We start from the raw sequence: 12,443 nt of genomic DNA on the forward strand, positions 1-12,443 counted from the left end.
TCTCGGCGTGCGCTGGGCAACGTCAATGCCGGTCGTCAAATGCAATCAATGTGGCGCTTGTTCGACGGGCAACGCCTCGATGATCACAAAGGCTTGAGCAAGCGGGAAATCGTCCGTGATCGTGAGGTGGATCGCTGCCCGATGCCCTCGGGGAAGGATTTTTTCCAGTCGCGCCAAGGCTCCGCCAGTCAGTGCCATCGTCGGCGCGCCGCTGGGCAGATTGACGACGCCCATGTCACGCCAGAAGACACCTTGCGCCAGACCAGTACCCAGCGCCTTGGCGCAAGCCTCCTTGGCGGCGAAGCGCTTGGCGTATGAGGCGGCGCGAGCACGCCGATTCTCCGAACGCGCCTGCTCGAGTTCGGTATAGATTCTCTGGATGAAACGCTGGCCGTGACGCTCCAGCGACTTCTCAATGCGCGTGATGTCGATCAGGTCACTGCCGATGCCAATGATCATCGCGCGGCGGAGCCGATGCTTTCCGTAGGATGGGACGACTGCTCACGACGGCTTGCGCGCTCGGCCAGCCGCTTGCGCCTTTGCGCACGGAAGACCTTCATGCCCCAGCGGGTGATACCGTAGAACACGAGACCGAACACCAGCCCGAGCGGCACCGCGCCGATCAGCATCGGCTCGAGCACCGGATGCCATAGTTTCGCGAAGGAAAGCGTGTGCAGCATCTCGCCCAGATGCGCCGGTGGACCATGTGTCGGCAGGCGATCATGCAGGATGAGTTTGCCGGTTTCCCAGGACGCACCCCAGAGCAGCGGAAAGGTCAGCGGATTGCCGAAGAAAACGGCACCGAGCGCCGCCGCCACCAGATTGCCGGCGATCACCCAACACAGAACGGCGGCAATGATGAAATGGAAGCCCACGGGAAAGAACGAAGCGAAGACACCAGCCGCGACCCCGGCCGCCACCGCGTGCGGCGTGGCCTTCAGCCTCAGGATGCGCTTGGAGAAATACTGCAGTGAACGCGAAAACGAACGGCGCGGCCATAGATATGTGCGCACCCGCTCGAGAAGGCCATCAGGCTTGCGGCGACGAAAAAGCACTCTTTCCTGTTCCCGATAACAACAACTCGTGTGCCGGCTGCTGCCAGCCGGGCTTCGATCGCCATATCTTGCGCCTTGCGGTCGCCGAAAGGCAATCGCGACTTTGATATAGCTATCCGCAACCCCGACAACAACCGAGGGCCACCTGCACAGCGGCCGCACCGCCATAATTTTTGGTAAGGTTCATCTCTCCAACACCGGACAATCACGGCGAATTTGAGAAGAAGCGTCGGCTTATTGTCGCAGCCGAGTGCTTGCGAAACTACCGAAGGTACTGGCTGACTTCCACAAGGTTGCCATCCGGATCACGGAAATAGACCGACATCATCGGGCCCCGCGCTCCGATCCGTTCGACCGGCCCAAGCTCCACCACCACACCTCTAGCCTCGAGGCTGGCGAGAAATTCGCTGAGCGGCCGATCGGTGACCAGGCAGAAATCGCCGGATCCAGGCGTCGGCAGCTTCGCCTTAGGCTCGAAGGTGCGACCGGCCTCGTGGACATTGATTTTCTGACAGCCAAAAGCCAGCGCCGTCGGCCGGCCCGGCGTATCAACGCGCTCAAAGCCCAGCACGCGCTGGTAGAAGGCACACGTCGCTTCGAGCGACGCCACCGTCAGCACGAAATGATCGATGCCGACGATCATTCGACCTCCCAGTCAGATGTTGCGGCTGCCGGGCTTGATTGCCGGTATGGCGGCAAGCTCCGGCGGCAGTCGGTCCGGCGGATAGGCCGGAACTTCATACTCGGCAAGCGCGATCAGCGGCACCCCGACATGGGTCTTGCCGGCCGAACGGTCGATGATGCAGGCGGCGGCCACCACCTCGGTGCCAAGTTCGCGCAGGCAATCGATGGTTTCGCGGATCGACAGGCCGGTGGTGACGATATCCTCGACTATGACGACACGGGCACCGCTCGCGATCTCGAAGCGCCGCAGGCGGAACTCGCCCCCTTCCCGCTCGACCCAGATCGCCGGCACGCCGAGATGGCGTGAGGTCTCGTAGGCCGGGATCAGGCCGCCGATCGCCGGACCCACGACATAGTCGATCTTGCCTGGCACCGCGGCGCGGATCTTCTCGGCCAGCGCCTTGCACAAGCGCTCGGTCTTGTCGGCGTGCATGAACACGCGCGCTTTCTGCAGGAAGACCGGACTGCGCAGGCCAGACGTCAGGATGAAATGCCCCTCCAGAACAGCGCCCGCCTCGCGGAAAATGCCCAGCACTTCTTCGGTATTCATCTGCGCCTATCCCCTCATAGATCAGCCGCGTCAGCCATTCACGCGCCGTGCATCGCTGACGCTCGAATTGTCCTTGAGCTGCGACAGCAGCCGGTTGAGATGCTTCAGATCCCAGACTTCGAGATCGATCAGCATTTCGGTAAAATCGGGCGCCGTGCGCACCATCGACAGCGTGTGGATGTTGGCGTCATTGGAGGCGACGACCTGGGCGATGTCGGCAAGAGACCCTGGCGCATTGATGGCTGTGACCGAGACACGCGCGGGAAAGCGCTCCTTGGTGCGTTCGTCGATATCCCAGCGCACGTCGATCCAGCGCTCCGGCTGGTCGTCGAAGGCCTGCAGGGCCGGCGACTGGATCGGATAAATGGTGATGCCGGTGCCCGGCTGGACGATACCGACGATACGATCCCCAGGCACCGCCCCTTCCGGCGCGAACCGAACCGGCAGGTCGCCGCGCACGCCGCGGATCGGCACGGCGCCATCGCGCGGCTGGTCCTTGTCCTTGCGCGCGGCGCGGCCGGGAATCTGGAACAGCATGCCGGCGGCATTGCGGATCTTCGACCAGCCTTCCTCGCGCTGCTTGGGTGCCGCCGGCGTGACGCGCTCGTCCTTGTAGTCGGGGAAGACCGCCTTCATCACATCCGTCGAGGCCAACTCGCCACGTCCCACCGAGGCCAGCACGTCCTCGATGTCCTTGCGCGCCAGCCGGTGCAGCACCGGCTTCAGGCTTTCCTTGGTGAAACTCTTGCCGGCCCGTTCGAAGGCGCGCTCCAGAATGCGCGCGCCGAGCCCGGAATACTGCTTGCGGATAGCGTTCTTGGTGGCGCGGCGGATGGCGGCCCGCGCTTTGCCGGTGACGACGACGGATTCCCACGCGGCCGGCGGCACCTGCGCCTTGGAGCGGATGATCTCGACCTCGTCGCCATTCTTCAGTTCCGTCATCAGCGGCATGATGCGGCCATTGACCTTGGCGCCGACGCAGGTGTCGCCGACGTCCGTATGCACCGCATAGGCGAAGTCGATGGGTGTGGCGCCACGCGGCAGCGCGATCAGCATGCCTTTCGGCGTGAAACAGAACACCTGGTCCTGGAACAGCTCGAGCTTGGTGTTTTCGAGAAAATCCTCGGGGTTGTCGCCTTCGGCGAGCTGCTCGATGGTGCGGCGCAACCAGGCGTAGGCGTTCGTCTCCTTCGAGATCGCATGGCCGGCCCCGTTCGTCTTGCCGCCGGTGTCCTTGTAGATCGAATGGGCGGCGACGCCGTATTCGGCGATCTTGTTCATCTCGCGCGTGCGGATCTGCAGCTCGACGCGCTGGCGCGAGGGGCCGACGATGGTGGTGTGGATCGAACGGTAGTCGTTCTGCTTCGGTGTCGAGATGTAGTCCTTGAAGCGGCCAGGCACCATCGACCATGTGGTGTGGATGGCGCCGAGAGCGCGATAGCAGTCCTCGACTGTATCGACGACGACACGGAAGCCGAAAATGTCGGACAACTGCTCGAAGGACAGGGCCTTGGCCTCCATCTTGCGGAACACCGACCAAGGCTTCTTCTGGCGGCTTTTGACGCCGGCCTTGATCGCGTGTTTTTCGAACAGACCCGAAAGCGCCTTCTCGATCTCGGACAGCACATCCCTGTTGCGCTCGAAGATTTCGGCCAGCCGGGCGGTGACGGCGCGATAGGCTTCCGGATTGATATAGCGGAAGGCGATCTCCTCCAGCTCTTCACGCATGCCTTGCATGCCCATGCGGCCGGCAAGCGGCGCATAGATCTCCATCGTCTCCTCGGCAATGCGCAGGCGCTTGGCCTCCGGCATATGGTCGAGAGTGCGCATGTTATGCAGACGGTCGGCGAGCTTGACCAGAAGCACGCGGACATCTTCCGAAATCGCCAGCAGAAGCTTGCGCAGGTTTTCCGCTTGCTCCGCCTTCTTCGACACGAGGTCGAGCTTCTTCAGCTTGGTCAGGCCCTCGACCAGCTTGCCCATTTCGGGGCCGAACAGCTCGTCGATTTCGGCCCGCGTCGCCGTGGTGTCCTCGATGGTATCGTGCAGCAGGGCGACCGCGATCGTCGCCTCGTCCATGTGCATTTCGGTGAGGATGGCGGCGACTTCGAGCGGATGCGAAAAATAGGGGTCGCCCGAAGCACGCTTCTGGTGGCCATGCTTTTGCATGGCATAGACATAGGCCTTGTTCAGCAATGCCTCGTTGACGTCAGGCTTGTAGCGCTGCACGCGCTCGACAAGCTCATACTGACGCATCATGGGCACAATCTCTCGGCGATGAAATGAATCATGCGCCGCACTGATGTACGGCGCATGTCATAGATAGCCACGAAACTGACGAGACGGAAGTGCCGGACGATTGTTCCAGCCGCTTCTGGAGAACTCTCTTAGTAGTCGTCGCTCTTTTCCGGCGGTACCAGACCTTCGATGCCGGCCAGCAGGTCTTCCTCGGTCATGCGATCGAAGGTGACGTTGTCCTCGGCGTCATCGGTCTCGGCAGTCGCAACAGCGCTGCCTGTCTGGTCGGCGATTGCCTCGCCGTCGGCTTCGGGTTCGTCGACCTCGACATGCTTCTGCAGCGAATGGATCAGGTCTTCCTTGAGATCGTCGGGCGACAGCGTCTCGTCGGCGATCTCGCGCAGCGCGATGACCGGGTTCTTGTCGTTGTCACGAGGAACGGTGATCTGCGCGCCCTGGCTGATCTGACGAGCGCGGTGGCCGGCAAGGAGCACCAGCTCGAAGCGGTTGTCGACCTTGTCGATGCAGTCTTCAACGGTTACGCGGGCCATGGATTGCCCCTTTCATGCCTGGATTTGATGGAAAACAGACGCGGTCCATAACCTGAACGCCGCCAAAATACAAGCATCATGGCATTGGCGGGACCATTGGGCGCTCAATCCTGTGTCCAGACACCGAATTTGGCGAAACCGGGCCGCTTCCATGTCCGGCTTCGCGATCACAATTGCTTGCAGTACGGCGACACGCCCTTGGATTGCCACCAAACTGGCGTTATTTCGGATGGTCAAGGTCAGCCGGTTTATTATGAGCCTGACCGACCGTCGCTACCGCATTTCGTTTAGACGGCCGCATTTTCGAAAAGGAATATTTTCCATGTTCGACCCCCGTGAAAAGATCGCCCTGTTCATCGACGGCGCCAATCTCTACGCCACATCGCGGGCGCTCGGCTTCGACATCGACTATCGCAAGCTGCTGTCGAGTTTCCAGAAGCGCGGCTACCTGCTGCGCGCCTATTATTACACCGCGCTGGTCGAGGATCAGGAATACTCATCGATCCGCCCCCTGATCGACTGGCTCGACTACAACGGCTTCAAGGTGGTGACCAAGCCGGCCAAGGAATTCACCGACTCCACCGGCCGCCGCAAGATCAAGGGCAATATGGACATCGAGCTCACCGTCGATGCGCTGGAACTTGCCGACGTCGTCGACCACTATGTCATCTTCTCCGGCGACGGCGACTTCCGCACGCTGGTCGAGGCGCTGCAGCGGCGTGGCCGCAAGGTGTCGATCGTCTCGACCATGGCCTCGCAACCGCCGATGATCTCTGATGATCTGCGCCGCCAGGCCGACCACTTCATCGACCTGACGACGCTGAAGAACGAAGTTGGCCGCGATCCGTCCGAACGGCCTGTAAGGCGGCCCGAACCGGCCGAAGTCGAAGAGGAAGACTATTGAGGCCGGTCGACTTGACCGCCCCTTCCATTTCCGAACCGAACCGCGACTGCCCGCTCTGCCCGCGGCTGCATGACTTCATTGCCGAATGGCGGCAGCTCGAACCGTCCTGGTTCAACGCGCCGGTGCCGACCTTCCTGCCGCCGGAAGGCGAGGATACCGTTCAACTTCTGATCGTCGGGCTGGCGCCCGGCCTGCGCGGTGCCAACAGAACCGGACGCCCCTTCACCGGCGACTATGCCGGCGACCTGCTCTATTCGACGCTGATCGCGCACGGTTTCGCTCGCGGCGAATTCAAGGCGAGGCCCGATGACGGGCTGGCGCTCGTCGGCACGGCGATCACCAATGCGGTACGCTGCGTGCCACCGGAGAACAAGCCGGTCGCCGCCGAGATCGCCACCTGCAGGACGTTCCTGGTGCCGACGATCGCTCGCTTTCCCAACCTGCGGGCCGTGCTGGCACTGGGTTCGATCGCGCACCAGTCGACGGTGCGGGCGCTGGGCGGGCGCGTCGCCGCCTATCCGTTCAAACATGGCGGGCAGCTGACGGCCGGCGGCGTTGCGCTGTTTTCGAGCTATCACTGCTCGCGTTACAACACCAATACCGGTGTCTTGACCGAAGACATGTTTGTCAGGGTCTTCGGCGAGATCGAGGCATTCCTGAAGAATTGAGACCACCGCATCCCCGACATCGGCTCACACCGGCAGCAAGGCGTCCGGTTTCACGTCGCCGATCGAGCCATAGGTATGTGTCTCCTTCACTGCTTCGACCGATCCGGATCGGATCCGTCTCGCCCGGCACGGCTCAATGCGCCGCCGCAAGCAGCGCCGCAACTTCTCCTGCCCGCCTTGAAGAACGTTCAGGTCAACGTCACCCTCAATACCATCCACCCGCCCCCTGTTGTGATACTGCCAATAGACCCAGTCGTCACGATCCGGCTTCACAAGCAGCGAGCGAAGCCAGAGCGGGCGAGCGGCGATCTGCCCGGCATAGGCGGCCTCCGCCTCATCCGTCAGATAGACGATCGCCGGTTTGCCGAACGCCGCCTCGACAGGTTCGAGGAAGGCCTGGAGTTCGGCATTCAACTGTCCGGCCGACGGACGCTGCGGACAGTTGCCGCCGAACTCGATGTCGACGACCGGCGGCAGCATGGGCTGATCGTGCGGCACGACCGAGATGAAATTCTTCGCCTGGTCGGCGCCGGGCCGGCAGAAGGTGAAGAAGTGATAGGCACCCACGGCAAGCCCGGCGGCGCGGGCCTCCCGCAGATTGGCGGCAAAGGCTTTGTCGAGATGATCGCCGCCCTCGGTCGCCTTGATAATGGCGAAGGCGACATCATCGGCGGCAACGCGCCGCCAGTCGATCTGGCCCTGATGATGGGAAACGTCGATGCCTCTGACCGGATATTTGCCGCGATCCGGGGAGAACGCCCTGAAATAGAAATAGCCGCTCGCGGCGACCAAGCACACCAAAACCAGGGTGGCCAAACTCAGCAGGACAATCCGGCTCTTCAAGCGAATAGCCCCAGCCTAACCTCGTTCCTTCAAGAGCCTGCCCTTCTCACGCGACCAGTCGCGCTGCTTTTCGGTCTCGCGCTTGTCGTGCAGTTTCTTGCCGCGGCCGACGGCGAGCAGGAGCTTGGCGCGGCCCTGATCGTTGAAATAGATTTTTAGCGGCACCAGGGTCATGCCTTCGCGGTCGACGCTCTGCGAGAGTTTCGCCATCTCACGCTTGTTGAGCAGGAGCTTGCGGCGGCGGCGCGGCTCGTGGTTGAAGCGATTGGCCTGCAGGTACTCCGGCAGATAGGAATTGATCAGCCAGATCTCGCCGCCCTCGACCGAAGCGTAGCTTTCCTGGATGTTGGCCTGGCCCTGGCGCAGAGACTTGACCTCGGTGCCGGTCAACACCAAGCCTGCCTCGATCGTGTCGAGAACCTCATAGGAAAAACGCGCCTTGCGGTTTTCGGCAACGGTCTTGTTGTTGGGATCGGCTTTTCTGACTTGATTCATAATGCGGAGAGGTGGCGCCTCATCCCTAATTTATCAAGCCGGCATGCTTCATGGCCGCATCGATCTTTTCGGCCGTCGACGGCTCGACCGTCACCAGCGGCGAGCGCAGCACATTCTCGACTTTGCCCAGCTTCGATAGCGCGTATTTGGCGCCGGAAACGCCAGGTTCGATGAAGATCGCCTTGTGCAGCGGCAAGAGACGATCCTGCAGTTCGAGCGCCTTCACACTGTCGCCTGACAGCGTTGCCTCCTGAAATTCGGCGCAGAGCCGCGGCGCGACATTCGAGGTCACCGAGATGCAGCCGACACCGCCATGCGCGTTGAAGCCGAGGGCCGAAGCATCCTCGCCGGAAAGCTGGATGAAATCCTTGCCGCAGGTCAAACGCTGCTCGGACACGCGCTCGACCTTGCCGGTCGCATCCTTGACGCCGACGATGTTCTTGAAGTCGTGCGCCAGCCGGCCCATCGTCTCCGGCGTCATGTCGATCACCGAGCGCGGCGGGATGTTGTAGATGATGATTGGCAGCTTGGTTGCCCTGGCGACGGCGGCGAAATGCTCGTAGAGGCCGCGCTGCGTCGGCTTGTTGTAGTAGGGCGTGACGACCAGGGCGGCATCGGCGCCGGCCTTTTCGGCATATTGGGCGAGCCCAACGGCTTCCTCGGTGTTGTTGGAGCCAGCGCCGGCAACCACCGGCGCGCGGCCCTTGGCCGCCTCGATGCAGACCTTCACGACATGGCGATGCTCGTCATGCGACAGCGTCGGCGACTCGCCGGTAGTCCCAACGGGAACCAGGCCCCTGGTGCCCTCATCGAGCTGCCAGGCAACGAACGCGCGAAAGGCTTTCTCGTCGAAACGCCCGCTCTTTTCGAACGGTGTCACGAGCGCGGTAAGCGAGCCTCTCAGCATGTCGTCCAACTCCTTGGGACTGTTGTCTATGCATGTCGTTGTCCCAAAACCGGTATTCCACTTTCGGGCGACATGCGTCGGTGCTTTGTCGTGCGCGCCTTCTAACCGAAAGCGAAGCCGCGCACCATAGTCTCGACATGGTTGCGCGGCAAGCATTGCCGTGGTGCCAGCAAGCGCAATTCGAACGGCCTTGATAACCTTTTGTTTACGGGCTCTTCACGACCTAAGTTTAGGCTTCGAGACATCTCGGCCTGCTGTTACAATGCCAGGATTAGGAAAGACGTAAGACCATGCCGGCCAATCGGCCTCACCTCTTCGCGCTGCTTGGCGCCATCGCCGTGCTGGTGCCCGGCGTGGCGATCAGCGGCAGCGTCGATGTGCGGGTCACTTCGGCGATCCCCATGCCAAGCCCGCAAGGCAAGACGCAACAGGATTCCTCCCCCAGCGTCGCCATGTTGAAGAACGGGCTGGACGCACTGGCGGCAGGCGATATTTCCGGCGCTCGCGGTGTGCGCGACGCGCTTCCCACGCAATCGCTCGACCAGCACATCCTGGCCTGGGCGATCGCGCTTTACGGCGGTGACAAGGTTCCGAGCGGCGATATCGCCGCGGCCGCGAAAATGCTGCCCAACTGGCCAGGTACCGTCGCCTTGCGCAAGAATAGCGAGCGCGCGCTCTACCGCGAGAACCCCGCTCCCAACATCGTCATTGCGGCGTTCGATGGCAGCCAGCCGCAGACATTCGAAGGCGTGATGGTTCTCGCCCGCGCCTATGTGGCAACGGGCAACGCCAAGGCTGCGCGCTCGGTGCTGTCGCCGTTCTGGCGCACCGCGATCCTGGAGGCCAAGGACGAGACGGCGCTGATCAAGGAATTCGGCGGTCTGATCCCTGCCGCCGATCATCGTTTTCGCATGGAGCGCATGTTCTATGCCGACCGGGTGAATTCCGCCCTGGGTATCGCCGGCCCCGCTGGCGCCCGGCAGCTTGCCGACGCCTGGGCGGCGGCCGACAGAGGCGACAAGAATGCGCTGAAACTGCTGAACGCAGTGCCGGCGGCGCAGCGTTCGGCCGGCTATTTCTTCGCGCAGGCTGAATATTTGCGCAAGCAGGAGGATTTTGCCGGCGCAGCCGCCGTTGTGATGAAGGCGCCGACGGACCGCGAGGCTCTTGTTGACCCGGACGCCTGGTGGGTCGAGCGCCGGGTGCTGTCGCGCGAATTGGTCGACCAAGGCGACATGAAGACGGCTTACCGGATCGTCACCACGCATGCCGCCGAAAGTGCCGCCAATGCCGCGGAAGCCGAATTCCATGCCGGCTGGTACGCGCTACGCGGCCTGAACGATCCCAAGCTTGCCGCAACGCATTTCGCGCGCATCGCCGATCTTGCGCAAGGGCCGATGACACTGTCGCGCGCCTATTACTGGCTCGGCCGCGCGGCGGAAGTGGGCGGGCCCGGCAATGCCAAGGATTATTTCGGGCGTGCGGCTGCGTATGGCACCACTTTTTACGGCCAGCTGGCCGCTGAACGGGTCGGCCGGCAGGCGCTCGACATAGTCTATCCCCAACCAAGCGCTGCCGACCGGCAGAACTTTGCCGGCCGCGAGGCCGTCAGCGCCATCAAACGGCTGCAGGAGGCGGGCTATGACCGCTATGCCGAAACGCTCTATCGCGACCTCGCCGGGCAGCTGACGAGCCCCGGCGAACTGGCGCTGCTCGCCGTCCTCGCGGAGAAGCAGGGCAACCATTTCATGGCCCTGAAGGTCGGCAAGATCGCCGGCGCGCGCGGCATCGATGTTGGCGCCCTGTCGCATCCCCTCGGCGTCATCCCTGATTCGGCCAACATTTCCGGCTCCGGCAAGGCGCTGGCCTATGCGATCGCCCGGCAAGAGAGCGAATTCAACGTCGGCGCCGTATCGAGTGCCGGCGCGCGCGGGCTGCTGCAGCTGATGCCGGGAACCGCCAAACAATTGGCGAAGAAGGCCGGATTGCAGTTCTCGCAGGCACGGCTGACCACCGATGCCGGCTACAATGCGACGCTTGGCTCGGCCTTTCTGGGCGAGCAGCTCGATCGTTTCAACGGTTCCTATGTGCTGACTTTCGCCGGCTACAATGCCGGCCCCAACAGGGCCAGCCAATGGATGGCGAAGTACGGTGATCCGCGCGGCAGGGACATCGATGCGGTAGTGGACTGGATCGAGCGAATTCCCTACACGGAAACAAGAAGTTACGTGCAGCGCGTGATGGAGAACTACGAAGTCTACAAGATGCGTATTTCCGGCAAATACGATATCGTCGGCGACCTCGTGAACGGACGAAGCTGACCGACACCAAGAATAAGAGTTTTGCTGACGATCTTCCCTGATGACCGGTAGCCAGGTCTCCCGTTTGACCGCATCCACCCTCCCCTGTAGCAATCGGAACTAATGTTGCTGCAGGAAAGTGCGTGCCCAGATGCCGAATCTCAAAGGCTTCTCCGACTTCTTCTACGCCGCGTCTGATGGGCTGAGACTTCATGCCCGCGTCTATGGCGAAGCGAATTCCGGACACTGGCCGGTCATCTGCCTGCCTGGCCTGACCCGCAACGCCCGGGATTTTCACGAGCTGGCGCTGCGCCTTTCGGCGGGATCCAATCCGCGCAGGGTGGTCGCCTTCGACTATCGCGGACGCGGGCAGTCAGCCTACGATCCCGACGTCAGTCACTATCATGTCGGCGTCGAGACCGGCGACATTCTTGGCGGGCTGGCGGCACTCGGCATCGAGGCGGCGGCCTTTATCGGCACTTCGCGCGGCGGGCTGATCATTCATGTGCTCGGCGCAGCGCGGCCGGGCGTGCTGAAAGCCATTGTTCTCAACGACATCGGGCCGGTGATCGAGCCCGCCGGTCTCGCCCACATCCAGTCCTACCTAGAACGCGCGCCGAAGCCGAAAACTTTCACGGAGGCCATGGAGGCCCAGCGCAGCGTTCACGGCAAGGATTTCCCCATTCTCACCGACGCCGACTGGACGCGGATGGTGAGGGCGCTCTACCGGGCGACGGATCAAGGCCTGTTGCCGGATTTCGACCCGAAGCTCGTCGACACGGTTGCCGGTCTCGACCTGTCGCAGCCGCTGCCGGCCCTGTGGCCGCAATTCGACGCGTTGGCGGCCATTCCCTTGCTCGCCATACGCGGTGCCAATTCGAGATTGCTCTCCGCGGATGCGCTGCAACAGATGCAAGAGCGCCATCCGGCGATGGAAACGATTACGGTCGAGGGCCAGGGGCACGCCCCTTTCCTTGAAACCGGCAGCCTGCCCGACACTATAGCTGCGTTTCTCGGTCGCGCGGAAAGACGGGGGGCCTGATGCAAAAAGCCCGGGATCAATCCTGGTCCCAGACTTTCTGTCCATTCGGCCGGTTTTACCGGGATTTCGAACTTCTTTGTGCCGCCTTGGGTGTAGATTTCTCTTCCCCCGGCTCGTTCTTCTTGTTCTGCTTAGAGCGTCGGGCGAATAGGGTGAATCGTTGGGATTCCCTTTTCGACTGAAGTCTGATTCCTATGGATGCGGAG

Annotated in this window: 13 protein-coding genes; 4 read left to right on the plus strand and 9 right to left on the minus strand. The window is 62.4% G+C overall.

Going from position 1 to position 12,443, the window contains the following annotated elements; genetic code table 11:
- Window positions 1–45: 45 nt before the first annotated feature.
- From acpS to rpoZ, 6 genes are all read right to left on the minus strand, one after another.
- The gene (gene acpS, locus FJ548_RS26235; protein WP_140612804.1) at window positions 46–459 is read right to left on the minus strand and encodes a holo-ACP synthase; all 414 of its coding nucleotides are present in this window, start codon (window positions 457–459) and stop codon (window positions 46–48) included.
- Window positions 456–1,055 (minus strand): DUF2062 domain-containing protein, encoded by a 600-nt coding sequence (locus FJ548_RS26240; protein ID WP_140612803.1) that lies wholly within the window; start codon window positions 1,053–1,055, stop codon window positions 456–458. The genes acpS and FJ548_RS26240 overlap by 4 nt, the downstream gene beginning before the upstream one ends.
- A gap of 262 nt (window positions 1,056–1,317) precedes the next feature.
- Window positions 1,318–1,698 carry a VOC family protein gene (locus FJ548_RS26245; RefSeq protein WP_140779396.1) on the minus strand — a complete coding sequence of 127 codons (381 nt, stop codon included), beginning with the start codon at window positions 1,696–1,698 and terminating at the stop codon, window positions 1,318–1,320.
- 12 nt (window positions 1,699–1,710) lie between these two features.
- Window positions 1,711–2,289, minus strand: coding sequence for an orotate phosphoribosyltransferase (gene pyrE / locus FJ548_RS26250; protein WP_140612801.1), 579 nt, complete (start codon window positions 2,287–2,289; stop codon window positions 1,711–1,713).
- A 30-nt stretch (window positions 2,290–2,319) separates the two neighbouring features.
- Complete coding sequence (locus FJ548_RS26255; RefSeq protein WP_140698156.1) at window positions 2,320–4,548, minus strand: bifunctional (p)ppGpp synthetase/guanosine-3',5'-bis(diphosphate) 3'-pyrophosphohydrolase; 2,229 nt, start codon at window positions 4,546–4,548, stop codon at window positions 2,320–2,322.
- Window positions 4,549–4,676: 128 nt separating this feature from the next.
- Window positions 4,677–5,078, minus strand: coding sequence for a DNA-directed RNA polymerase subunit omega (rpoZ, locus tag FJ548_RS26260; protein WP_140698158.1), 402 nt, complete (start codon window positions 5,076–5,078; stop codon window positions 4,677–4,679).
- Window positions 5,079–5,400: 322 nt separating this feature from the next.
- On the opposite strand from rpoZ, the gene FJ548_RS26265 reads away from it, so the two are divergent.
- Together FJ548_RS26265 and FJ548_RS26270 are read left to right on the plus strand one after the other, a co-directional pair.
- Window positions 5,401–5,982, plus strand: coding sequence for an NYN domain-containing protein (locus FJ548_RS26265; RefSeq protein ID WP_140612798.1), 582 nt, complete (start codon window positions 5,401–5,403; stop codon window positions 5,980–5,982).
- 11 nt (window positions 5,983–5,993) lie between these two features.
- Window positions 5,994–6,650, plus strand: a complete 657-nt coding sequence (locus FJ548_RS26270; RefSeq protein WP_140612797.1) for a uracil-DNA glycosylase — start codon at window positions 5,994–5,996, stop codon at window positions 6,648–6,650.
- 24 nt (window positions 6,651–6,674) lie between these two features.
- Here FJ548_RS26270 and FJ548_RS26275 read toward each other — a convergent pair whose 3' ends face one another.
- Genes FJ548_RS26275 through dapA form a run of 3 tightly spaced genes read right to left on the minus strand, consistent with a single transcriptional unit; the run spans window position 6,675 to window position 8,895 of the window.
- The gene (locus FJ548_RS26275) at window positions 6,675–7,448 is read right to left on the minus strand and encodes a glycoside hydrolase family 25 protein (protein ID WP_246678773.1); all 774 of its coding nucleotides are present in this window, start codon (window positions 7,446–7,448) and stop codon (window positions 6,675–6,677) included.
- A gap of 60 nt (window positions 7,449–7,508) precedes the next feature.
- Complete coding sequence (smpB, locus tag FJ548_RS26280) at window positions 7,509–7,988, minus strand: SsrA-binding protein SmpB (RefSeq protein ID WP_027053368.1); 480 nt, start codon at window positions 7,986–7,988, stop codon at window positions 7,509–7,511.
- A 25-nt stretch (window positions 7,989–8,013) separates the two neighbouring features.
- Complete coding sequence (dapA, locus tag FJ548_RS26285) at window positions 8,014–8,895, minus strand: 4-hydroxy-tetrahydrodipicolinate synthase (protein WP_140612795.1); 882 nt, start codon at window positions 8,893–8,895, stop codon at window positions 8,014–8,016.
- Between the two features lie 290 nt (window positions 8,896–9,185).
- Between dapA and FJ548_RS26290 the strand changes: the two genes are divergently transcribed.
- Together FJ548_RS26290 and FJ548_RS26295 are read left to right on the plus strand one after the other, a co-directional pair.
- Window positions 9,186–11,216, plus strand: a complete 2,031-nt coding sequence (locus FJ548_RS26290) for a lytic transglycosylase domain-containing protein (RefSeq protein WP_140612794.1) — start codon at window positions 9,186–9,188, stop codon at window positions 11,214–11,216.
- Between the two features lie 130 nt (window positions 11,217–11,346).
- Window positions 11,347–12,237: an alpha/beta hydrolase gene (locus FJ548_RS26295; protein ID WP_140612793.1), complete on the plus strand. Its 891-nt coding sequence runs from the start codon at window positions 11,347–11,349 to the stop codon at window positions 12,235–12,237.
- Window positions 12,238–12,443: the final 206 nt, after the last annotated feature.

The sequence above is a fragment of the Mesorhizobium sp. B2-4-17 genome, assembly GCF_006441275.1.
Lineage (GTDB): Bacteria > Pseudomonadota > Alphaproteobacteria > Rhizobiales > Rhizobiaceae > Mesorhizobium.